The 22927-nt window shown below is 32.0% G+C and carries 18 protein-coding genes and 10 pseudogenes; 14 read left to right on the forward strand and 14 right to left on the reverse strand.

Annotation, left to right across the window (positions count from 1 at the left end; translation table 11 throughout):
• Window positions 1-326: 326 nt before the first annotated feature.
• Entirely contained in the window at window positions 327-557 is a 231-nt protein-coding gene (locus TERY_RS32580) for a hypothetical protein (protein ID WP_196797235.1), read from the reverse strand.
• Between the two features lie 125 nt (window positions 558-682).
• On the opposite strand from TERY_RS32580, the pseudogene TERY_RS27440 reads away from it, so the two are divergent.
• The 3 pseudogenes from TERY_RS27440 to TERY_RS36395 form a co-directional block, all read left to right on the forward strand.
• Window positions 683-1109: pseudogene (locus TERY_RS27440) on the forward strand (transposase); the annotation flags it as partial.
• A 90-nt stretch (window positions 1110-1199) separates the two neighbouring features.
• Window positions 1200-2469: pseudogene (locus tag TERY_RS06440) on the forward strand (IS701 family transposase).
• A gap of 27 nt (window positions 2470-2496) precedes the next feature.
• Window positions 2497-3103, forward strand: a pseudogene (locus TERY_RS36395) (transposase); the annotation flags it as partial.
• 240 nt (window positions 3104-3343) lie between these two features.
• On the opposite strand, the gene TERY_RS32590 reads toward TERY_RS36395, so the two are convergent.
• Both TERY_RS32590 and TERY_RS30110 read right to left on the reverse strand, forming a co-directional pair.
• Entirely contained in the window at window positions 3344-3589 is a 246-nt protein-coding gene (locus TERY_RS32590; RefSeq protein WP_011611072.1) for a hypothetical protein, read from the reverse strand.
• A 310-nt stretch (window positions 3590-3899) separates the two neighbouring features.
• A pseudogene (locus tag TERY_RS30110) lies at window positions 3900-4750 on the reverse strand (IS630 transposase-related protein).
• Between the two features lie 387 nt (window positions 4751-5137).
• Between TERY_RS30110 and TERY_RS06460 the strand changes: the two are divergent.
• The gene (locus TERY_RS06460; RefSeq protein WP_011611074.1) at window positions 5138-5641 is read left to right on the forward strand and encodes a helix-turn-helix domain-containing protein; all 504 of its coding nucleotides are present in this window, start codon (window positions 5138-5140) and stop codon (window positions 5639-5641) included.
• An 8-nt stretch (window positions 5642-5649) separates the two neighbouring features.
• A complete protein-coding gene (locus TERY_RS27465) occupies window positions 5650-6105 on the forward strand; it encodes an IS630 family transposase (protein ID WP_081432519.1) in 456 nt (151 codons plus the stop codon).
• Between the two features lie 101 nt (window positions 6106-6206).
• Here the strand turns inward: TERY_RS27465 and TERY_RS30115 are convergent.
• The 3 genes and pseudogenes from TERY_RS30115 to TERY_RS06470 form a co-directional block, all read right to left on the reverse strand.
• Window positions 6207-7263, reverse strand: a pseudogene (locus TERY_RS30115) (transposase).
• A 248-nt stretch (window positions 7264-7511) separates the two neighbouring features.
• Window positions 7512-7736, reverse strand: a complete 225-nt coding sequence (locus TERY_RS06465; protein WP_213960314.1) for a helix-turn-helix domain-containing protein — start codon at window positions 7734-7736, stop codon at window positions 7512-7514.
• A gap of 1003 nt (window positions 7737-8739) precedes the next feature.
• Window positions 8740-9698 (reverse strand): annotated as a pseudogene (locus TERY_RS06470) (transposase).
• Between the two features lie 147 nt (window positions 9699-9845).
• Between TERY_RS06470 and TERY_RS06475 the strand changes: the two are divergent.
• The 6 genes and pseudogenes from TERY_RS06475 to TERY_RS06500 all read left to right on the forward strand — a co-directional run bounded on the left by TERY_RS06475 (window position 9846) and on the right by TERY_RS06500 (window position 14767).
• Window positions 9846-10421 (forward strand): helix-turn-helix domain-containing protein, encoded by a 576-nt coding sequence (locus TERY_RS06475; RefSeq protein ID WP_052845763.1) that lies wholly within the window; start codon window positions 9846-9848, stop codon window positions 10419-10421.
• Window positions 10422-10701: 280 nt separating this feature from the next.
• Window positions 10702-11361 (forward strand): annotated as a pseudogene (locus TERY_RS06480) (IS1 family transposase).
• A gap of 1115 nt (window positions 11362-12476) precedes the next feature.
• Window positions 12477-12722: a hypothetical protein gene (locus TERY_RS06485; RefSeq protein ID WP_011611078.1), complete on the forward strand. Its 246-nt coding sequence runs from the start codon at window positions 12477-12479 to the stop codon at window positions 12720-12722.
• Window positions 12723-12758: 36 nt separating this feature from the next.
• Window positions 12759-13025, forward strand: a complete 267-nt coding sequence (locus TERY_RS06490; protein ID WP_011611079.1) for a hypothetical protein — start codon at window positions 12759-12761, stop codon at window positions 13023-13025.
• A 166-nt stretch (window positions 13026-13191) separates the two neighbouring features.
• A complete protein-coding gene (locus tag TERY_RS06495; RefSeq protein ID WP_213960313.1) occupies window positions 13192-13359 on the forward strand; it encodes an element excision factor XisI family protein in 168 nt (55 codons plus the stop codon).
• 79 nt (window positions 13360-13438) lie between these two features.
• Window positions 13439-14767, forward strand: coding sequence for a tetratricopeptide repeat protein (locus TERY_RS06500; RefSeq protein WP_011611080.1), 1329 nt, complete (start codon window positions 13439-13441; stop codon window positions 14765-14767).
• Window positions 14768-15229: 462 nt separating this feature from the next.
• Here TERY_RS06500 and TERY_RS34715 read toward each other — a convergent pair.
• Window positions 15230-15422: pseudogene (locus TERY_RS34715) on the reverse strand (IS630 family transposase); the annotation flags it as partial.
• Window positions 15423-15463: 41 nt separating this feature from the next.
• Between TERY_RS34715 and TERY_RS32600 the strand changes: the two are divergent.
• Entirely contained in the window at window positions 15464-15640 is a 177-nt protein-coding gene (locus TERY_RS32600) for a hypothetical protein (protein WP_011611081.1), read from the forward strand.
• A 908-nt stretch (window positions 15641-16548) separates the two neighbouring features.
• Here TERY_RS32600 and TERY_RS06510 read toward each other — a convergent pair.
• The 4 genes and pseudogenes from TERY_RS06510 to TERY_RS36410 all read right to left on the reverse strand — a co-directional run bounded on the left by TERY_RS06510 (window position 16549) and on the right by TERY_RS36410 (window position 19060).
• Window positions 16549-17818 (reverse strand): annotated as a pseudogene (locus TERY_RS06510) (IS701 family transposase).
• Between the two features lie 412 nt (window positions 17819-18230).
• A complete protein-coding gene (locus TERY_RS36400) occupies window positions 18231-18638 on the reverse strand; it encodes a transposase family protein (protein ID WP_370496734.1) in 408 nt (135 codons plus the stop codon).
• The gene (locus TERY_RS36405; protein ID WP_370497168.1) at window positions 18523-18846 is read right to left on the reverse strand and encodes a helix-turn-helix domain-containing protein; all 324 of its coding nucleotides are present in this window, start codon (window positions 18844-18846) and stop codon (window positions 18523-18525) included. The genes TERY_RS36400 and TERY_RS36405 overlap by 116 nt, the downstream gene beginning before the upstream one ends.
• 88 nt (window positions 18847-18934) lie before the next feature.
• Entirely contained in the window at window positions 18935-19060 is a 126-nt protein-coding gene (locus TERY_RS36410; protein WP_370496736.1) for a hypothetical protein, read from the reverse strand.
• 61 nt (window positions 19061-19121) lie between these two features.
• Here TERY_RS36410 and TERY_RS06525 point away from each other — a divergent pair, with 61 nt between their 5' ends.
• The gene (locus TERY_RS06525) at window positions 19122-19403 is read left to right on the forward strand and encodes a hypothetical protein (protein WP_011611084.1); all 282 of its coding nucleotides are present in this window, start codon (window positions 19122-19124) and stop codon (window positions 19401-19403) included.
• Window positions 19404-20105: 702 nt separating this feature from the next.
• Here the strand turns inward: TERY_RS06525 and TERY_RS36415 are convergent.
• From TERY_RS36415 to TERY_RS06535, 3 genes and pseudogenes are all read right to left on the reverse strand, one after another.
• Window positions 20106-20240 carry a hypothetical protein gene (locus tag TERY_RS36415; protein WP_370496738.1) on the reverse strand — a complete coding sequence of 45 codons (135 nt, stop codon included), beginning with the start codon at window positions 20238-20240 and terminating at the stop codon, window positions 20106-20108.
• Window positions 20241-20841: 601 nt separating this feature from the next.
• Window positions 20842-21090: pseudogene (locus tag TERY_RS32605) on the reverse strand (transposase family protein); the annotation flags it as partial.
• A gap of 263 nt (window positions 21091-21353) precedes the next feature.
• Window positions 21354-21737 carry a helix-turn-helix domain-containing protein gene (locus TERY_RS06535; RefSeq protein WP_044137222.1) on the reverse strand — a complete coding sequence of 128 codons (384 nt, stop codon included), beginning with the start codon at window positions 21735-21737 and terminating at the stop codon, window positions 21354-21356.
• A gap of 674 nt (window positions 21738-22411) precedes the next feature.
• Between TERY_RS06535 and TERY_RS06540 the strand changes: the two genes are divergently transcribed.
• Entirely contained in the window at window positions 22412-22591 is a 180-nt protein-coding gene (locus TERY_RS06540; protein WP_011611088.1) for a hypothetical protein, read from the forward strand.
• Window positions 22592-22927 lie beyond the last annotated feature (336 nt).

Consider the following 22927-nt stretch of genomic DNA (forward strand, 5'->3'; position numbering starts at 1 on the left):
CTCACCCACACCACCAACCCCTTTTGATTTATTTTTCAAATATATGAATCTCAGAACATTTATGTAAATCAATTAAAAAATTTGAGCGATCGTCAATTAAAATTTTTAGCCCTGAGATAAATTATCAAAGTTACTTGCATCTAATTAAATAATTTCTAGTTAGGACATAGCTCTTAATCCTCTCCGATAATCAGGCTTTTTCTGAGGATTTAAATTCATAATATTTTCCACAATATCAAATAAATAATTCCCAGCAAGCGTCCACAAATAACCATACATACTCACCCAAAAATTACTATTTATTTTATCTTTTCTCTTCGCCTCTGTTAATCTACAAATATAGTTTTGAGACTCATATTTTTTGATAAGTCTACCTGGATAAAATGAAGTAGTATAAGCGATTTGAGCAGTAAAATTAAATTAGTCAAACCTTGTACATTGGCTTTACTTCCTTCTAGATTATATCCACCTGTTTTGCAGTCTTTAAATATCACTTCAATACCCATTCTCGACCGAGAAATTTTGAGAAATTCATCTAAACTTTCAATATTTGTCAACAAGTACCAAGGCTCTTTTTCTATCTTTTCTTTATATTTTCGTTTCCAATATATAACTATAGTAATCCACCCATAGGTCGTAACAGATATAATAATAATAATATATCCACTTCACTAGACAAAAAATGAATATTTTAGATGAACTAGACGATTTTATAAATAAAACATGCATAGTCAAAAGAAATAAAAAGAGGCAACACATGTCAAAATGATTTTGTCGGGAAAATCCTACCGTGAAATCAAAGAATTATTAAATGTAACTCAGCAGTTTTATTAGTGAATGGAAAAATCAAGCAATGTTTCATGGTGTATAAAGTTTAAAGCTTCAATTATATTGGAACAACAGGTTACTTAAAAGCTATCGAGAAAGAGCAAATAATTGAGTGGATGAGAGCACAAGTTTACCTAAGATTATCAGATTTACAAAAATATTTAAAAAAGCAATATGATGTAGTTTTTGAGTCTAATCAAAGTTATTATAACTTACTCAAAGAAGCGGGAATAACTTGGAAAAAACTCACTCATATAAATCCAGCTAAAAATGATGAATTAGCGGGACTTTAGTGAAAAAATAGTAAAAAAAAGGGTATAATGTATACCTGATATGTATTTTACGTTAATTACTAGCCTGGGAAAAGTTTGATGAAAGAAACAACTTCAGTGGCCATGCCCTCTTGTTTCCATCGATGGTGCGATCGCTTTAACAATGTCTTTAAAACAAAAGCCCAAAAAACAGGGTTTAGGGAATATATAGGAGGATTACTCTTGAGAAAGCGATCGAAAAAACTTGTCTCAAATTGCCAACAACACTGTAGGTCACACGTACCACAAATTACGGCATTTTCTAGTTCGAGCAAATTGGTCTGTAGATGCTGTGAATGAGCGTCGTCTTCAAGTAATGTGGGAACGTCGCCAAACAAAACCTTCTCGATCCTATTGCTTTAATTATAGACGATTCAGGCCACAGAAAAAGTGGTAATTTTACTGCAGGAGTAGGGCGGCAATATATAGGAGAAATAGGAAAAACAGATAATGGTGTAGTCGTGGTGACAACTCATCTTTATGATGGAGTTAAAAGTCTACCTTTAGACATAGCTTTGTATCAGAAAGCTGATTCTTTTCCAAAAGGAAAAAAAGACCCAGAATTTGTCAAGAAACCAGACGAGTGCAATGTCTCTAGTAGATCAATGTTTGTCCAGAGGACACCAACCAGAAATTGTGTTAATTGAAATTTGGCTATGGTAACAATACATCATTCTTAAATCAACTAGAGAAAAGAAGTTTAACTTATATAGGAGGATTAGCTAAAAATCGAAAAGTCATCATTAAAAAACAAGATGACATTAAAGAGGAAATTAGATTAGACAAGCTGGCAGAAAGTATACCTCAGAAAGCTTTCAACTTAGTTCAACTAAGTACAAAAAATGCTAGAGAAGTTTGGGTAGCTACATTAGAAGTAGAAATATCTAGGATGTCAGGTCAAAAAACTATAGCTATCGTTATGAATGCTAAAAGTTTTTCTGAGGCCACTGATATTAACTATTATATCACTAATAGAGAAGACAAATATGTAACTCCTGAGTGGATATATTCTACTTATTCTCAAAGAAATTGGGTGGAAGTTTTCTACAGGGAAGCCAAAGGATGGTTAGGATTAAGAGAATATCAAGTCAGAGATAAAATCAGCCTTAAAAGGCATTTTATTTTAGTATTTTGTGCTTATACATTTATTATCTGGCATCAGTTAACAGGAGGTATAAGAAGGCGTTGGGCTAACAAACCATTAAATACGTTTACTGATACTTTAGAAGCATTTCGTACCGCAATATCTTATCGTTTTGTTGAGTGGTTAGATGAAAACATCGACGTATTTACCGCTCATAAAGAGAGTTTAGGGTTTGTTTGGGCTTGAAATTTGCTAAAGTCCCGTTAGTGAAAGCAAAAAAAAGCAATAGAGGAATTATTGGTCAAATGGCAATCAGAAATAGAAGCTGAAAAGCTTGCAGTATTTATGATTGATAAATGTCATTGATTATGGGGCTATCTCCTAAGTTATGCTTGGGGAAGAAAAGATAAACGAATATAAATTCCTCTTAAAAATGAAAGAGAAAGACAAACTTATTATGGAGCCAAATATTATCAAACTAAGGAATTTATTGTGCAAGAATATAAGAAGTGGAAATACTGAGAAACGAATTGAATTTGTTAAATATTTAAAAGAGCAAAGCCTGGTAAAAAGATTAGCAATATTTTGGGACGGTGCAAGTTATCATAACTCTCAATATTTTCGAGAATATTTGATGTTAATTAATCAAGAAAAACCCGAAGAAAAATGGTTTATAAATTGTCTAAAATTTGCTCCGAATGCCCCAGAATAAAACCCTGTATAAGATATTTGCTTACAAACCAAAAACTTCATTAGCCAATTTTATCATCTTTGTAGTTCTTTGAAAATAGTTAAGTGGTTATTTGAATTTTTTGCAGACAGTCAAATCTTTGATTTTCCCAAACTTTTTCAGTATGGAATTTTGCCACAACCTAAATAGGATTACTATAAATTAAAACTTCCAAATCCTTGGTTATGAGTAAGATTAATATTACTCATAAATATTTTTGTTCCCGGAGATACAGGTAAATTTTTCAATGGTCGATATGTTTGATGTTTTCTGTAGCTAGTACCTTGTTTTTGTCTGAAGATAAAATTAATTTTTTGATTTCTAGCTTGAACTTTTAGCCAGTGAGATAACTCTAAACCGTGAAATTTCCGGTCTCCAATAACTACTAATTTATATTTTTAATAACCGTAAAACTGGTTTAATAAGTGCCTTTTGCTCGGCTAAATTAGTAGAGCCTTTTTTGTGAAAAACTTGCCAATAAATAGCTAATGCTCGTTTCTTGTATATGACAGCAATAACGAAAATATTATGATTTTTCCATTGTGTCCTATCTATGGTAAAAATTAATTGACTACTATCAGAAAATTCTTGATTAATAATTTTGATAATAGGAAACCAAAACAATGGCCAACTCAAAGATGCAGGATGTTAAAAATCTTTGAATGTGACGGCGACGGCTTTCATATTTAATTGGTAAAGGAAAACAGCCTGCAAGCCTTTCTATTTTGACAGTTTTCTGGACAGTAATTAACCAAATTAAAATTTTTCAAGTTTGGAGTTGAGTATTAGTCAAAGATTAGAGTTGTTGGGAAATAACTTAAGTGAGCGAAAAATGAAAACTTAAACTAATTAATTTTGGGAGCGTGATTTTATTATTTATGCTGCCATCAGGTACAAGTTCCATAGTCCAGTTGCTGTTATAGTTATTTTAAATAAGAATGAGACACTATCTGGCGCAATAATTACGAATAATTTTATCAAGATATGTATTGATAGGTGAATACATTCTAGCTATTTTTAATGCAGTAAAATCATGTTCTTAGTCATTTAAATCAGGAGAGTATTTTGGCAAAAATAGTAATTGGTGACCCCCTGCTTCTACTAATTCTCTAATAATGTTTTTTCGTAATTAATGGTGAATTATCCATGCAGCAGTACACTGGGAATTTTTAATGATGGTAATAAATGTTGATCATATCATTGTTCAAATCCCACGGCATTTAGGGTTTCTTTAAATATAATTGGTGCTATTAAATCTTTTTCCTTTTTTCTTCTCCCGCCTACTAAATTTTCTCTTTTACCTCGTTTTCCCTCTTGCTCACCATAAACTTTTTTCCCTTTTTTTGACTAGGAATAAATACAGTCTTGATTATCTTAAAATCCTGATTTATCAATAAACACAAGGCTTTTACTGCTAATTTTTTTGATAAAATTTCGAGGGAAAGCTGATAATATATTATCCTTTCTTCTCTATTTCTTTCTCTATAACGAAGTTGTTTTTTTCAAGGAAAATTAATTATTTTTAAAGCATAAAATATAGCTGGTTGATTAACTCCAATTTTTTTAGATCTGTCTTAAAATGAGCGACTCTGGATTTGGTTTTACATCTTTTTCTAATGCTTTCCAATCTAATTTTATTTGACGACTTTTTACCTTAGTTGCTGACAATTTTGGGCGAGATAACCATCTATATATCGAAGCTATTCCTATCCCAAATGTATGAGCTACTTTGGTAATCGTACCGCCATTTTCTACAAAATTTATGACTTTTTGTCTGAAGTCTAAACTATAAGGCATAGTTCAAAATAGTTTCTAGTTGACTTGATTTTATTATACTCAATTTTTTGTTTCAATCTTAATTAAAACGATTATAATATTAATTTGTCATCAAAATCATGCTTATGATTACGGTAAATCTGATTGACAGCCCCATAGCGCTTAACGCCCGCGAAGGCCTTTTCACATATAACTCTCTACTCTACAGGACTTACGCAAAGACACTATATATAGCGCATGACAATTTCGACGAACTTCACGCTTTGTCACGTGCGTTAGCGGAGCTTTGCGTTAGCAATAGCCTAACTATTTTTATTCAAAAAACCAATAGTAATTCAAGTCAAATAATACTAATTTCATAAACTTAAGCTACACTTTTAGAAGTAACCTATTATAGAAAATGTCCCCATGTCAGGAGTAGTAAAAATTGAGATAAATGAATCGGTAGAAACTCTCAAAAAACTTTTAAAAAGTGCGAGTACAGCTCAAGAAAAGGAAAGACTTCAAACTATTTACTGGTTGAAAACTCAAACAGTAGAAACAGTAAAAGAAATTGCGATAATGTTAGGACGCAATCGAGTCACAGTACAAAAATGGTTAGGGAAATATCGTACAGGTGGACTGAATCTTTTACTAGAACCAAAGAAAAATCTAGGAGGGAGGCCAAGTTCAATTCCACCAAATGTAATCGAGAAATTAGAAGCAGAATTGCAAAACCCGGAAGGTTTCCAAAGCTATGGTGAAATTCAACAGTGGTTAACGACTTGTTTTGACATCGAGCTGTCTTATCGAACAGTTCATCAATTAGTCAGATTTAAATTAAAAAGTAAATTAAAAGTTCCACGTCCAAATCACATAAAACAAAATAAAGAAGCTCAAGAAAACTTTAAAAAAAACTCTCATCTCAACTAGAAGAGAAAATTAAGTTAATTAATAAATATTCGGAAAATCAACTGCCAATTCGCTATTGGTGTCAAGACGAGACTAGAATTGGATTAAAAACTATAACAGGTAAAGTCATTACTGCTTGCGGTGTTAAGCCCATTGGTTTATATCAATGGCTATTTAAATATCTATGGCTTTATGGTTTAGTAGAACCAAAAACAGGAGATTCCTTTTTTTATGAATTTAGTCATCTAGATACTCCTTGCTTTGAAAGATTTTTAGAGCTTTTTTCTCAAACATATCCTGAAGAGATTCATATTATTCAACTAGATAACGGGCGAGGGCATCTAGGGAATGATTTATCTATCCCTGATCACATCATTTTATTATTTCAACCTCCTTATTGTCCCGAAGTTAATCCCATTGAAAGACTGTGGAAAGAGGTGAAAAAATTCTTGAAAAATCGAGTTTTCGATTCCTTAGATTTCTGACGCAGAATCCTGAGAAATATATTAACTGGATTTAGTCAAAAAGATATTGCTTCTTGTACAGGATATGATTTTATTCTTGAAGCATTATGTGTAGTCGGACTTTAGGAAATTGGTATTACCTTCATTTTAATTGAAGGATATTTCAATTGATCGGTTAGATATTTTGATAATAACCCATGCTTAACTTGATAAATACTTTTGCCTATTTTCGAGGCAAATCTTTTTAACAAGTTTCACACGCTTCATTGCACAAGCAATATGGTTTTTCTGAATTATTCGCAGACGACACGCTCCACGCGTCCTAAACCTGTTAATTGCTTAATTTATCGATTGATATCTTCGATTTTCCATCGAGTTTGAATCTCAAACTCTACATCTAAAGAGTGATGATTGAGTCAAGTCATTAGTAACAATATATTCTGCCCTGTTGGCAGACACACATAATCCAAAATATTTTTACCTTTTTGCAGAGTGGAAACCCTTTAATTTTAATTATTTTCCCTGATTTTTTTTTCGGCTTCATTCCAATTTAAATCTTGAACTTTTTTGTATTTTTCTACACCTCGTGTATCATCAACGCGCGCGATTATTTTTTAAAGGGCAGTAGTAAATTTTTCTATCATTATCTATTAATCCCATTAATCTTTGTGTTGCATACCCAAATCCATTAATACTGTTTTAAATGGTATTTTCTTATTATTTATGGCATTAAATATCATTTCTTCAACACTCTTCTATTTTTGTTTTATTGTCAGTATCTGGGTCATAAATCCTATAATCTATAATCCATAATTGTTCATTCCTTGATTAAAATATACACAATTAACTATTCCAAGACCCACGAACTTCGCAGCTGATAGAACGCAAACAACTTGATGAACCTATACCACTATATTGTCGTCGTGTAAGCTCAATACTATATCCATATTTTTTATTAATTACTGTGCCATCAAAAATTAAATAAGCTTCGGTATCACCAAACAAATTCTTCTTTAACATTTCGCCATAAATCTTCTGAATTCAAAGACTAATATCTTAAATAGCGATTTATTGTATCATGACTAATATTTTCGCTCTGGATTTCCTAAGGAGCGTTATAGTAAAATTTGTGTGGAATTTAAGTAAATATTGACAGTAGTCAACAAAGTTAAAATTCATATTTTTGAACTAATATAATCATGTCATTATCATCTAGTAATTAAAGATTTTTAGCAAGTTAATTTAACCTAATTGTAACCTTGTTTAAAGATACATTAAAAGTAATATCTATCTGGAAAAAAACTAATTATAGTATGGAGAATTTCATGTCGACAGTACGCTATATATAGCGTACCTGCGTAAGTCCTGCTCTAGATTGACTCAATGTCCGATTTTCGGTATTTTAACGCTCTATAAATGCTTGGACACTATTGATTTAGCCTTCTGGCAGCGCCTTTTTTTCTCCCAAGGCTGTTTCTAATATAGGCCCAATGATGTGCCTGGCTGCGGTCTATATCAAACAATATACCAGCCAAATCAAAGGTTGGGTAACATTTAAAGTAGAAGAGAATATAGAATAATTTGTCCTTACTGGTGCGTAAACGAGCCAAAAGGCCTCCTCCAACAGAGCGTTGACGAGGTTTCTCTAGCAACGTTTGCTCATATATTTGGTGAAAAGACTTCCAACTTGGATTCAAATGCTTTAGGATTTAATCGGTGTTAATGCTCTTAGTAACCTGTCTTGTTTTAGGTCTTGTTCAACGTTTAGCATTCTTCTGGCCAATTTATTCTTTGCTCATTCTACCTTATTTCCCAACAACTCTATTGTTTAAAAAGTAACTCATACAATGATAAGAATAACATTTTAGTCAGTCTATATCTGTAAGTGGACTGACTTTTTTTTAGCATTAGCATAAATTGTGACTGATGGTCATAGTATTTTGATTGACATAAAAATCAACCAAAATTGGGAAAGAAGGGATGGGTTTGCGATATAGCTGCCGCCACCATCCTCCGCCAACGCAAACCAACCCCTTGTCTTAGGAAGAATTATCATTATCTGACTCCAAAAATTCATATTTTCAAGCTCACTTTAATCCAATAAACCCTTCTCCAAAAGTGCTTTTGAGCTGTTTGTCACATCTTGAGGTAACTTTTTCTTGACCTGGTTTAGCAAAGTTTAGCAAATAGATTATATTAGGCAATTAGTTTGCGGGATTATCCGATAGTCAGGGGATAGTTGTATTTTTTGCAGGTATTATTCTAGTGGCTATTTTTATTGATATTTTAAATGCTTGCATAGATCCGAGAATTAGGTATGTAATGGTCAGTTATCATTTATCTAGCTCCGGCTGAAACAGCTTGAAATCCAAATATTGCTTTTCCCCGTCTTAACTCCCTATCTTCCCTACTCTCTAAAACTACTATTAGTAGTAAATATTAAAAAAACTATATTTATACTTTTTTTTGTAGAACTTTATCCTTTCTGGTTAGAGTAAACTTTGATATGGAATAGGAGTTACGCATTGACAAATCATGGGAAATATGATCCACCTGAGATAGATAAAGTGATCGCTATAAATTAGAGTTCTGAAAATTGGCTTAATAATAACAACAACTAATCAATAAATTAGAAAAAAATTAGCTTAAATTCTCTCAAATAAAATGGCGATTAACTTGAAGAGATATTTCTCTTTGCAGTTGATACCAATTATCAATCAACTCTTTATATCTCATCAATTCTAATTTAATAAAAGCTCGTAATGAACTAAAAAAATGATTTAAAATCGCCTCAGACTTTCTAACTATAAATTTATTGATACCATATAATTGCTTCAGAGCGCGATGGTAACATTCAATTCCCCAATGAATTGTTTTTAGCCCAATAAATTGAGTTTTATCAACTTCTTCGAGCGTCTTGCGTATCTTGGCAAAATAAAATATAAAAACGAACCATCCCGTTTTTGAAATGTTTCTTAAATACTTTCACTTTCCCAAAATCTTTCAAGTAAACGATTGTCCCAAAGGCTCCATATCTAAGCTTTCAACTGACTGATACTCTCCTTTTTTAATTGAGACTTGTCGATTTTTAGCTATTCCTATCATGAAACCTAATTCCTGTTTTTTCAGAAATTTAAGGTTTTCCTTTGAGGAATACCAACTGTCTCCAGTTACATAACTTGGCCGTAGTCCCCAGGCTACAACCTCCGATAACATCAAACGAAAATAGTCATTTTTAGACAGGTTATCTTCTTTGTTATAAAGTCGATAATTGATAGGAACTGATATTCCATTAGGGTCTGTATAAAATAACGTAATTAAATTAATTCCTTTGATAGTTTTGTGTTTATTTCCTGACCAGAAATAGCCAATAAACTCACTTAAGTTTGGATTACTATAAAGTTTTTCGATGACCGTATCATCAATACTTAATGTTCCACCTATCAGTTCAATATACTGTTTAACTTCATTGAATAAATCAAATTGATCATAACTTTCTCACTTTAAAAAAACGGTTTACACTGTCATGAGATAAATCATCGAACGTCTCGGCTAAACGATTACAACCTGAATATGATCGATTCAGCGATTAAATACCAAGTATAAAGTTCTATATTACACTTAGCTGTTGATTTCTTCGTAATAGTTCGGATAACTACCTCGTTTGCTCTACAATCTCCTCCATTTTATCAGTTTTCTGCTCTTTATTTTTAGCGATCGCTTTCTGAGTTCGTACTATGCACATTATATACTATCTGTCAATGCGTAACTCCTATGGAATTTACATTATTTTACTATTGACAGAAAATGCCATAAATCTTACTATTGTGAAGTACGCAATAGTAAAAATTATGTTCGTTGGTACAAAAGAAGCTGCTTCTCTTTTGAATATTTCAACTCAAAGAGTACGAGTCTTAATTAAAGAAGGCCGGGTTCAAGGAGCCAGAAAAATAAATGGTCATACCTGGGTAATTCCTTTATATAGAGGAATGCCAAGAGTTTCTCGTAAAAAGCGTGGACCATTAGCCCGCTGGTATTCCTGTAGTCATTGTGGCAAAAATACAATTCATTTCCATCGTCCTAATATTGCTGCAAATAAAAAGAAGAAAAATACCAATCTTCATGTACTTTCTGCTAAACGAGGAACTAAAACGTTAGCAAAAGGTCACGAAATTGAGATTCATGGTCCTTGTAAAATTGTTTATCGCCCCAATAAACCTCATTCTTGTGGAGCAACGGTCTGGATTGAGACTTTGGCAACAGCAACAATGTTGAATTTTGATGGTACATTGGAGCAAGTTGACAGCAGATGGATTGGAGAAGAGTCGTCAATGTAAGAAATTAGACGTTGGTGAATTAAGGTACTGGAAAGTACAAAAGTTATTCTAAAAAACGATGGGCTAAACTGAGCTGAAAGTATTACTGAACAAGGTTTATAGCAACTACAGTTCTTGGGAGAGAATTTAATATTTTGAGCTTGCTGAAAGGCTTGGCTAGCAGTATTCCCAGAACTTCCCACTGTCTAGTTACTGTCTAGTTAAGGTGTGATTTGAGTTCATAGCAATCGCGATCTTAGGCAGAAAAATTATGGGATGTCTAGAATATTAATCAACTCACATCAATAAAAATGTCTAAAAGAAAGGAAAGTAAAACTACATCTTTGTAGAATGTGGTCGTCAATTCATTGATTGCGATGAAACTTATAGAGGTTATAGTGATCAACTCACAGATGAATGGTTAAAAATGTATGTTAATGCTATGGGCTTAAGAGGAATATCAAGAGTCAAAAAGCTACACCATACTACAATTATCAACTTGATTAAACAAGCAGGAAAACTATTACCACGTTCTTACTCTCCTCAAGAAACTCCTCAAGTAGGAGAGCTAGACGAATTACAGACATAATTAGGCTCAAAAAAACCAAATTTGGCTATAAACCGCAGTAAATCATTTTACAAAAGGAATTTTAGAATGGGTTATTGGAAATCGTATTGGAAAAACATTTTATCCTTTGTGGAAACAAGTTAAAAAATGGGAATGTTATTTTTAAGTACAGATAGATGGAAAGTATATGCCAAGGCCTATTAATGATGGGGATAAAATTATCGGCAAAACCTATATGACCATTGTAGTTGGAGAAAATACTAGACTTCGGCAGTATCTTGCCAGATGACATCGAAGGACTCTTTGCTACTGAAAATAATTCCGAGAAGTTAAAGCATTCAATTCCCTTACTGATTCAGTAAATATCAATTTTGGGATGTTCCAGTTCCTTAGAGATATTCACAGCCATCACTATGAACTCAAATCATACCTTAATTCACCAACGCCAGAAATTATTGACATCCTCTCCCGACATAATTTTTGATTTGTCGGGAGATTCTCAAAACTCACGCCTTGGGTTTTGCTGTCATCTAGACAACTCATAAGATTTGTCCCCGACTCATCCACAGACATTTTCAACCACGACCTGCCCAGCCAAAATTAGACCCCTCGCACAAGTCACTTTAGCTGCAACTACATCTTGATTAATTTCTAGCCCAGATTCACGATATTTATCAATTCGTTGAGATAATTTCTTTTTTGCCCGTTTTAGTCTGACAATTTGGACAAATCTTTGAGGTGTAATTTTTATCTACTTTGCCCAAATATACACCTCGTTTCCAACATACCCAAGGAGCAAATATTAAAGAATTTATCAAAACCTGCATCATTGACATGCTTTATCATTATTCCTTTTGCCCAAGCTTTCAAGTCAATATCCTCAAAAAAAATTGAACCTGCCTGGTTGAATAAGTGGTGTGTCAAAATAAAATCAATTAGTAATATCTAATTATCGTAGAGATAGAGAGATTTTGCATAAAGATGGCGGAGGAGAGGATAGAAGTATTTAAATCAAATTGATTAATTTTTAGCTCAGATTCACGATATTTATGAATTCGTTGGGATAATTCTTTTTTGCCCGTTTTAGTCTAACAATTTGAACAAATCTGTGAGGTTTAATTTTTATCTACTTTGCCCGAATATACCCCTCGTTTCCAACATACCCAAGGAGCAAATATTAAAGAATTTATCAAAACCTGCATCATTGACATGCTTTATCATTATTCCTTTTGCCCAAGCTTTCAAGTCAATATCCTCAAAAAAAATTGAACCTGCCTGGTTGAATAAGTGGTGTGTCAAAATAAAATCAATTAGTAATATATGATTATCATAGAGATAAAGAACTTTTGGATAAATATTGTGGAGGAGAGGATAGAAGTATTTAAATCAAATATAAGATTTAGATTAAAAATACATTTTTTACAGCAATTATACACGCAAAAACTAGTTGCTAAGAAAAATTATTTGTTTTAACATATAAGAATATAAAACTATCATATAAATATTTAATGTCTAAAGGTGTTATTTATATCGCAACGGGAGAAAAGTCTATTAATGAGGCACTTATATCGGCATCTAGTTTAAAAGATAAAATTCCTGATTTGCCCATAACACTTTTTTCCATTGAAGAAGTTAATTATCAAGTTTTCAAGAAAGTTATTTTAATCAATAATCTTCAATATGGATGGATAGATAAAATTGAATATATCCCTCAAACCCCTTCTGAGGAAACTTTATTGATTTATAGATACTGATACTTATATATGTTCTAATTTTTAGATATATTTACTATGCTGAAATATTTTGATATAGCTGTCTCTAATGCACCAAATATAATAGTTTTTCAAGTAGTAAATGTACCAAATAGTTTACCAGAAACTAATATAGGTGTAATTCTTTTTAAACATTCTCAAAGTGCGAATATTTTTTTCCAGGAGTGGTTAAATATTTACAATAAAGATATGAATAAGCAAACAAATTCTTCCCACGCTAAACCAGCTTTTAGAGAGGCTTTATATCATAGTAATCTTAGAATAGCAACTTTGACGCCAGAGTAAAATTATAGATTTATAATGCCAGGATATGTTGATAAATAATTTAAAATACTTCATAGTAGACATACAGATTGACCAGCTATATCTAAAAGAATTAATTGATATAAAAACTAGAGAATTTTTAAACTAAATAAATTAATTAAAAGTTTGTATGTATGGTGAAAATAATATGGTAAAACTACACAAATATAGACAGATTATAAAAGATTTTTTTACCAAACACAGCAGTCACAAACTAGCTTTTGATAGCATAGAAGTAGAATTAATTTTTTATATAAAAATAGACTTTTACCGGCTTGTTCATGCAAAATGGAATAAATATTTTTGTATTTTTTGAAATAAATCCCTCATACTACCTAAACCTTTATCCATTCGATATAATTATTAATCGTTGAAACACTAAAATAATAGTTAAAATGATCAAAATTAAAAACTTATTTATAACCAGCAGTTTTTTTTGCCTTTACCTTTCAACTTCTTGTTTAGCAAAAACTAATGAGTTTCCTGAATATACTCTAAAAAAAATATCTATAAATATTATTTCTCAACGTCAAATAGAAAAAGAAGAGGAGTTAGAATCTCTAGATATATTTTCTCCTAATCCTCTAGAAAATACTAAACCAGATCCACTATTACCAAATCCTCCTACTTCTGGAATTATAACTGGAGAAAAACGAGAAAAACTTTCTCAGAAACTCGAGCAACTTAATGTTGAAGCAGCAGCATTATTAGCAGCAGGAGACAAAACTAAAGCTTTTGAAATTTGGAACAGAGAATTACGTTTGCGTCGTTATCTTGGTCAAGTAGAAGAGTTAGCAGCTTTGTCAAGAGTTGCTGAAATAGCTTGGGATAATAGTCAAAAATTACAGGTGCAATGGATTACAAAAAGACTCCAAATTATACAACCAGAAATTCAACGGGAAGAACCTCCTAATTTTGAATTATTACAAGCATTAGGTTCAGCATTTAATACAGTTCGAGCTAAAGATTCAGCAGTTGAAGTTTATCAACAGGTTATTAGTGAGGCAAGGAAACAAGAGGATTTTGTTACGCTAAAACAAGCTTTAATATCTGTAGGAGAAATATATTTGAATTGGTTGGATTATGATAATGCAGCGATCGCCTATGAAGAATTATTAGATGTTCAGCAGCAGAGTAATTCAGAATTCTCTAAAATAGAAACAACAAATCCTTCTATAAATGGTAATTTTGAAAAAGCAAATACTCTGAAACAATTAGCTTTCATTTATAGTCAAGGGGGGAAACTTTTACCAGCAATTACAGCTAAAGAAAGATTAGTAGATTTTTACGAAGGTCAACAAAATATTGCAGAAGTTTCAGAGATAAAAATTTCCATTGCTGAAAATTATGAGGAATTGGGAAGACTTAATCTTGCCAGTCAATACTATCAAGAAGCTTATAGTATTGCTCAATCAATTCAACAATTTTTAACTGCCAGTGATGCTTTAGAAAATTTAGCAGCCCTCTATCTTTCTCAAGATGAAAAAGAGGCAGCAATTGAAATATATAAGGTACAATTATTAATGGTTCAACAGTTTGTTAATGTTTATGGTATGATGGAAATTTATGATCGGATGGGGCAAGTTTATGCGCAGTTAAAGGCTTTTAGTTTCGCAATGTCATCTTTTCAAAAAGGTTTAGAATTATCGAGACAATTGGGTGGATATCGAGAAAGTTATTTTCTACAAAAGCTTGAAAAATTGAATAGAAATAGAAATAAGTGATTAGACTTAAATTTTTTAGTAGGCCTTGAGCAATATCTATCTTGGATATAAATTACTACTAGGGGTAGAATTTTTTGGGTTTTTGTATTTGAGTAATATCTATCTTGGAGATAAATTACTACTACGAGAATAGTATTACTTCATTAATGAAAAAATCCTGTACTTGTAGAGTATGCAAAATACAGCAATAGGAGTCAGTAAAGTTGCTGCTAGTTGAATAATTTTCTAAATAATAGAAGCCATTTTACTCATACCATTTTTGTTGGTATACTTGGCACAATCTTTAGGTAAAGGTTTCTGATAAATGTGAGTCATTTTTTTATTTATATTCCATATTCCCCACTTAAGTATGTGTTACAAAAAGATAAATAAATCATTATTCAGAATTTTAGCAAACAAATTAATTGCATAGAACATAGAAAAAGTTAGCCACACAACTATTGTTAGTAAACAATAGTAATTTTATTTAGGTTGTAGCAAAATTCCATACTGAAAAAGTTTTGGAAAATTAAATATTTGACCATACCGCAAAAAAAGCTTCAAATAACTTAACTACTTTAAAAGAACTGCAAAGATGATCAAATTTTCTGATGAAATTTTAGCCTGGCAACCAAATATCTTCAACAGGGTTTTGTTCATGGGCATTTGGAGTAAATATAGAGAAACACCAATAGCGGTTTAAGTATTTGCGGCTTTATGGATACGATAGAAGCTAAAACAGGAGAGAGTTTTTTCTATGAATTTAGCCATTTAGACACAGTATGTATGGAAAAATATTTGGAGTTATTTGCCGAAAAATATTCTGATGATTTACATATTATTAAATTAGACAATGGACTCTCTAAATCAAAGTTTAAATATGTCAATTCCTGAGAAAATAATTTTTTGATGTCACCCTCCTTACTCTCCAGAATTAAACCATATGGAAAGACTATGGTTAGAAATAAAAATAAAATTAAAATGGGAAATATTTGATATATTTAGAGCAACTTAAGAAAAGGTTTACATCTATAATTACAGGATTAACTTCACAGACAATAGAACTCTAGGCGGATCAGATTTAATTTTAAATGCTTTATTAAAGGCTAGAATTTAATTCCTAATTAAATCCTAGGTTTGACATTTTAATGTGTAGTTTATGTCTACATTTCCCTAGTTTATATCTGGCAGATATTCTGAAGTTTTAGCTTTTTTTTGATGTTCTATTCTACTTCCTTACTCATAGTGCGCCTATTTCTAAAACCGAAAATTTTATGGTAGTGCGTCAGTAAAGTGTGGGATAAGTAATTAAGTCGTTCCAACTCCAAGGAGCGAGCACGTTCCTCAGCTCTTTGCGCAGCTGTATTTTCTTTGTGACTATGAACCCAAATCCAATTAAATTAGGCCCTCGCCAACCTTACTGTTACCTCAGTTTGTTGCCAGAGCTTGCCAAATTTACGGGGCTTGCCAACCCAAGAATCCCCTGATGAAGCGTAGGGGTTTGCCAACCCAAGAATCTCCTTATGTCAATTCCTTATACTGGCACTGTTTTTGTTTTTTTGGACGAATGACTAAAACTAATCACTGCTGATTTGTGAGGTATTGATATTTTGGAGATGAGCATTATGAATCATTTGTCTTTTTTCAGAGGCAGTTCTCACCAAACTAATTACAGTATTATGTCATGTCCGGTAGCATCCTTTGTTTATAATAGAAGAAGAAAAAAATAATTGCCTGGAGTGATACCTATTATGCCAAGACGTTTAAGTATCCAAGAACACCTAACGGGACTTTAGCAAATTTCAAGCCCAAACAAACCCTAAACTCTCTTTATGAGCGGTAAATACGTCGATGTTTTCATCTAACCACTCAACAAAACGATAAGATATTGCGGTACGAAATGCTTCTAAAGTATCAGTAAACGTATTTAATGGTTTGTTAGCCCAACGCCTTCTTATACCTCCTGTTAACTGATGCCAGATAATAAATGTATAAGCACAAAATACTAAAATAAAATGCCTTTTAAGGCTGATTTTATCTCTGACTTGATATTCTCTTAATCCTAACCATCCTTTGGCTTCCCTGTAGAAAACTTCCACCCAATTTCTTTGAGAATAAGTAGAATATATCCACTCAGGAGTTACATATTTGTCTTCTCTATTAGTGATATAATAGTTAATATCAGTGGCCTCAGAAAAACTTTTAGCATTCATAACGATAGCTATAGTTTTTTGACCTGACATCCTAGATATTTCTACTTCTAATGTAGCTACCCAAACTTCTCTAGCATTTTTTGTACTTAGTTGAACTAAGTTGAAAGCTTTCTGAGGTATACTTTCTGCCAGCTTGTCTAATCTAATTTCCTCTTTAATGTCATCTTGTTTTTTAATGATGACTTTTCGATTTTTAGCTAATCCTCCTATATAAGTTAAACTTCTTTTCTCTAGTTGATTTAAGAATGATGTATTGTTACCATAGCCAAATTTCAATTAACACAATTTCTGGTTGGTGTCCTCTGGACAAACATTGATCTACTAGAGACATTGCACTCGTCTGGTTTCTTGACAAATTCTGGGTCTTTTTTTCCTTTTGGAAAAGAATCAGCTTTCTGATACAAAGCTATGTCTAAAGGTAGACTTTTAACTCCATCATAAAGATGAGTTGTCACCACGACTACACCATTATCTGTTTTTCCTATTTCTCCTATATATTGCCGCCCTACTCCTGCAGTAAAATTACCACTTTTTCTGTGGCCTGAATCGTCTATAATTAAAGCAATAGGATCGAGAAGGTTTTGTTTGGCGACGTTCCCACATTACTTGAAGACGACGCTCATTCACAGCATCTACAGACCAATTTGCTCGAACTAGAAAATGCCGTAATTTGTGGTACGTGTGACCTACAGTGTTGTTGGCAATTTGAGACAAGTTTTTTCGATCGCTTTCTCAAGAGTAATCCTCCTATATATTCCCTAAACCCTGTTTTTTGGGCTTTTGTTTTAAAGACATTGTTAAAGCGATCGCACCATCGATGGAAACAAGAGGGCATGGCCACTGAAGTTGTTTCTTTCATCAAACTTTTCCCAGGCCAGTAATTAACGTAAAATACATATCAGGTATACATTATACCCTTTTTTTTTACTATTTTTTCACTAAAGTCCCGCTAAGTGTTGATGAACTAGAAAAAAATTACTGAATTACCCATGACCCAATAGAAGGAACAAGATACCAAATCATTAGACATATCCAAGAATCTATAACCCAGTCATAGCAATAAAAACAGGCGAATTAGACTCGAAGCAAAAAATTGCCCTAAGAAGGAATTAATGGAGGTTTGAAGGGATAAAATCTAATTTCGGCATAAAACTATGGCTCATTCTAACGTTAACTACCTCTCCAGATTTGGAGGGTTCTATTATTTCTAAAATTAGGGAACCAATTCTCAAACGAACTAATCCACAAACAGTTAATAAGACCGATTTATATCAATTTTTATGCAAGCGAAATCTTTCTTTAACCACAAAAAATACTTTTACAACTCGAATTAAATGCTCTACAAAAATTCGATTAGATGATAAAGCTTTATTTTCTTCAATTTGATTTTCTGTCAATTTTCCCTTCTTGGGTTTTTTATGGGGAGTTGTAATTTGAGTTTCTCCAATGTAAGCTTTATCACCACTAAAAGTTTGGTTTGTCTTGAATTTATTTAAAGTTTGGCGACAGATTTTAATATCACTCATTGGTCCAGGTTTTCCAATTACTACATCAATAACATCTTCAGCTTTTGGTAAGATAATAAATTGACTTTTTCGAGTATTTCTTTGGATGTTTTCCTGAATAATATTGTTTTTGTTCTTGATAGTCAGAAGGTCTTTCAATTGGTTGTTCAGCAATGTATACAATTAATTCATAATCGGTTAACAGTTCAAGAATGCTCTCTTCTTCTTGAAACTTTTTTACTTGTTCTAACAAGCTTGGTGGTAACTCTCCTTCACAAAGTTTTTGCCAATATGTAAATATATTATGAGCCGTCGACTCACTTACTTGAAAGATAAGTCCTAAAAGTTGAAAACTTATATTATGTCTTAGATAAACTAACATGAGAACAATTTGTTCTAGAAATGATAATGATCGGATTATTCCCACTTCCTGGTTGATTAATTCTGATTTTTGTTTTTTCAATTTCTTCTTAATTTTTCTGATTGAGTAATTTTCTCTGGTCTATTAATTGTTCTAGTTGCTTGTAGTCGATTCCTAATAATCTTTTTGTCTGTTTAGGATATTTCTGAATATAGCCCCAAGTATAACTCTCCATCTGTTGTTTTAAAAATTTATTGTGAAATTTATTATACCATCTTTTTGGATTTGATTCAATTATGGAGATGTCTATTTGGCTTAAGCGCGAAAGGAAAAACAACACTCATAAGTTTCTTCAGTCACAGGCTATTGTTTGGAGGCTATCCGTAATTGCACGTCGCTACAACCAGCAGGGTAAAGAAGGATTGGTAGATCGTCGCCATCAACATCCAGGTCCAAAAGGATTCCTCTGTGATGAACGACAAGCTCAACTGGAAATAGCTCTCCAGGAGAAAGCTCCCGATGGAGGATTAGGTCATGGTCGCAAGGTAGGAGATTTGTTAACAGAATTAATTAATTGATTATCAAATTAATCGGCGCAGGGGATGGAAATATTTACGCTCAATGAGATATAGATTATGAATCCCTCGGCCTGAGCATAACAAATGAGCAACCCCAGCCGAACCAGAAGAGTGGAAAAAAACTCTGCTGTCAATTTGAAAAATTAAAAGCTGAATATTGAGAGACCACTGTAGAACTCTGGGCAATGGATGAACATCGTTTGGGTCTCAAGTGAATTTTCCGACAAGCATGGACACCTATTGGAGTACAACCAACTGCAGAGGTTAACTAGCGAATAAGAGTGTTTTTGGCTCTATGGGTTTATATATCCCTATGGCAGGAGCAAACTAATTGGTGGCTCTTGCCCAAAGTCAATATTACTGTTTTTAAGCAAGTGTTGGCCGACTTAGCTTAACATTTTGGTAACAGAGAAAATAAGCACATGATATTAGTGTTAGACAGAGCAGGTTGGCACAGTAGCCAAAAACTTAAAATCCCAGAGGGTTTGCACTTGGAGTAAATACTTGCCCGCACAACTAAACTACAATCAGAAGAAAGACTCTGGCCGATAATTAATGAACCTATAAGTAATCAAAACGACTGAAAATTTATCTCAGATGGAAGATGTAGTAAATGATCGATGTATCAACTTAATGGCACAGCGTTCGCGGTAGCGTTGCGTAGCAATATTGCTCCGGGTAATTATTTTTTTTCTTTCTCTATTATACAGAAACGATATTACCGGATATGATATGATTTACTATCAAAAAGTTTATTAGGGCTTGAGGGAGTAAGTTACCCATAGAACGATATGACACTGACGCGATCGCGATCGTTACTCCATTCTGCTGATCCAATTTTCAGAAAACTATATAGGATAAAATACTCACGGGGTGACAAGCAGCTCGAAACTATTGAAAGATAGTGGTTTTCCGGATATTCACTCTGTCAAAAATTGACTTTTTTTCTGAGAATGATAATTGTTCTTTTTAAGATCTGGGTTAGGGATTAACTCACATTACCATTTTTGTGTCCACCTTTGTGGTAGCGACAAATCACATTATATGGTAACAAAAGTCAGTCCATTTATATAAATAGACCGACCCCAATGGATTTTTTTTCATTATCTGAGTCAGATTTTCAATAATCTTTGACTGAAGGTCAATTCCAAACTTGAAAAATTTTAGTTTGGTTATTGACTGTTCACAAAACTGTTGAAATAGAAAGACTAGCTGCCTGTTTTCCTTTACCAATTAAATATGAGAGTCGCCGGAAACATATACAAAAGACATCTCCAAAAATACTCAAACGCTTATCCTAACTATCTTTAGTGGTGCTATCGCTACTTATGAAGATAGTTAATTTGTACAGTTTTATGGGCATCAGAGATACTTCGTGTTACTAATTCAAATATTTATTGTACTTTAATTTATTATTTTTATCTCAGCTTTTGATGGTTTATACTAATATAAAAGAGCCAATTCTTAGTCGCACTAAACCACATATTGTTAAGATTACTTTTTGATAATTATTATCTTTTAATCTGAATCTTTCTCTAGCAATTCTAAATATTTTAATTAATCTTATTATATGTTCTACAAATATTCTCTTTCTGGCTTTTTCTTGATTTTCTTCTTTGATTTCTAGCGGCATTTCTTTTTTTCTTGGTTTCTTTTTTGGTGTGGTAGTTCTTTCTATTCCTTCATAAGCTTTATCTCCTTAAAATTTTTGTTTTTTATCAAATTTATCCTGTTGTTTTCTTAATATCTTTACCTCACTTACTGGACCTTTTTCTCCTACTATTACATCTACTATTTCTGTTCCTTTTGGTGTCGTTATTATTTGATTTTTAAAAGTATGATTTTTCTTTTTTCATATTTGATATTTTTCTTGGTCTTTATATTCACTTGGTCTTTCTCTACTTTGTTCTGTACTATCTACAATTAATTCTAATTCTGTTAATATCTCCTTTACCCATTCCAATTCATTTTCTTTTTTTTTACTTGTTCTAATAAACTTGCTGGCAGTAATTCTCTGAAAATATCTATCCAGTAATGAAAAATATTATTAGCACTTGATTCACTTATACCAAAGTTAATTCCTAATGTTTGAAAACTTGGTATTTGATGTAAATAAAATAACGTTAAAATTATTTCTTCTTCCTTTGTTAAATTCTTTTTTCTGACTCCACCTGCTTTAATTAGTCTTTTTTCTGTTTTGGCGATCGCCTCCTTTTTCTCTGATTCTATTATTTGGGCCTTTGCTATTAATTTTATTAGCTGTTCATAAGTAATGCCAATAATTCTTTTTGTTTCTTTTGGATGATTATAAATATATTCTAAAGTTGGATTCATTTGGGAGACTTCATACATAAATGGTTTTGATAATTTTACCTTATTTTTTATTTTGGAGATGTCTAAAGATTTTTAACATTATATTTTTGAGCTTTCCCTTGTTGTGGTTTCCGATGATAATTATGATTTTTAGTCCATAATTTCCCGATGGTAGTCAATTAATTTTTACTATAGATAAGACGCAATGGAAAGATAGTAATATCTTTGTTATTTCTGTCAGATGTAAAAAACGAGTATTACCTATTTATTGGCTAGTTTTGAATAAAAAAGGCTCTAGTAATTTGGCATAACAAAAATGACTTATTAAACTAGTTTTACGGTCATTAAAAAAATATAAGTTTTTATTTATTGCAGATAGATAATTCTATGGTGTAGAGTTATCATACTGGCTAAAAAAGCTAAAATTACCTCAAAAAATTTATTTTTTTTCAGGCAAAAAATGAATACTGACTATAAATAAAACGGTTAAAAGTACTATTAATTCACTAATTTAGCCGTATATCCGGGAAATTCAATATTTTTAAGTAACATTAATATTACTCATAAAAATAATTTAGGTATTTTAATTTAGCTGCCTATTGGAGAAGAAAATATAAAAATAAAATGGATAAATAACCTTGGTACTTGTTGACAAATATTGAAAAGATAAAATTATCAAAAATTATCGATCGAGAATGTTTATTGAAGCTATGTTGTCTAGTTGTAAGAAAGGAAAATATAATCTAGAAGTTAGTCAGGCTAATATACAACGTTTTACTAATTTAATTGTATTAGTAGCCATTGCTTACACTGCTGAATTTTATCATGGTAATTATATCAAAAAATTAGGATATCAAAGATATATTTGTCGATAAAAAAAACAGGGCGAAGAGACAGAAAAAATAGTAATTTTTGGGTAGGTATGTATGGTGAATTATAGGTACTTGCTGGGGATTATTTAGTTTATATTGTTCAACAGATAATAAAGCTTAGTTCTCAAAAAAAGTCTGATTATCAAAGGTAATTAAAAGCTCTGTCAATGTTAGATAATATCTAATTACTTACAGTCAATGTCTAGCAATTCATCTGATCATTAAAAAAAAGTCAATTGATTTACATGAATGTGATGTAATTTTATTATTGAATAATAAATTAACCTAATTTCAGTGATGTGAATTAGCTTTAGCGGAGGATGGTGGCGGCAGCTATAC

The sequence above is a fragment of the Trichodesmium erythraeum IMS101 genome (assembly GCF_000014265.1).
Taxonomy (GTDB): domain Bacteria; phylum Cyanobacteriota; class Cyanobacteriia; order Cyanobacteriales; family Microcoleaceae; genus Trichodesmium; species Trichodesmium erythraeum.

Bases quoted from the DNA above. Each gene is read 5' to 3' on its own strand.
- TERY_RS06460 (WP_011611074.1), top strand. From the start codon at position 5,138: ATGTCAGGAGTAGTAAAAATTGAGATAAATGAATCGGTAGAAACTCTC.
- TERY_RS06475 (WP_052845763.1), top strand. From the start codon at position 9,846: ATGCGTAACTCCTATGGAATTTACATTATTTTACTATTGACAGAAAAT.
- TERY_RS06485 (WP_011611078.1), top strand. From the start codon at position 12,477: ATGTCTAAAGGTGTTATTTATATCGCAACGGGAGAAAAGTCTATTAAT.
- TERY_RS06490 (WP_011611079.1), top strand. From the start codon at position 12,759: ATGCTGAAATATTTTGATATAGCTGTCTCTAATGCACCAAATATAATA.
- TERY_RS06495 (WP_213960313.1), top strand. From the start codon at position 13,192: ATGGTAAAACTACACAAATATAGACAGATTATAAAAGATTTTTTTACC.
- TERY_RS06500 (WP_011611080.1), top strand. From the start codon at position 13,439: ATGATCAAAATTAAAAACTTATTTATAACCAGCAGTTTTTTTTGCCTT.
- TERY_RS32600 (WP_011611081.1), top strand. From the start codon at position 15,464: ATGGATACGATAGAAGCTAAAACAGGAGAGAGTTTTTTCTATGAATTT.
- TERY_RS36405 (WP_370497168.1), bottom strand. From the start codon at position 18,846: ATGTTAGTTTATCTAAGACATAATATAAGTTTTCAACTTTTAGGACTT.
- TERY_RS36410 (WP_370496736.1), bottom strand. From the start codon at position 19,060: ATGGAGAGTTATACTTGGGGCTATATTCAGAAATATCCTAAACAGACA.
- TERY_RS06525 (WP_011611084.1), top strand. From the start codon at position 19,122: ATGGAGATGTCTATTTGGCTTAAGCGCGAAAGGAAAAACAACACTCAT.
- TERY_RS06535 (WP_044137222.1), bottom strand. From the start codon at position 21,737: ATGAATCCAACTTTAGAATATATTTATAATCATCCAAAAGAAACAAAA.
- TERY_RS06540 (WP_011611088.1), top strand. From the start codon at position 22,412: ATGTTTATTGAAGCTATGTTGTCTAGTTGTAAGAAAGGAAAATATAAT.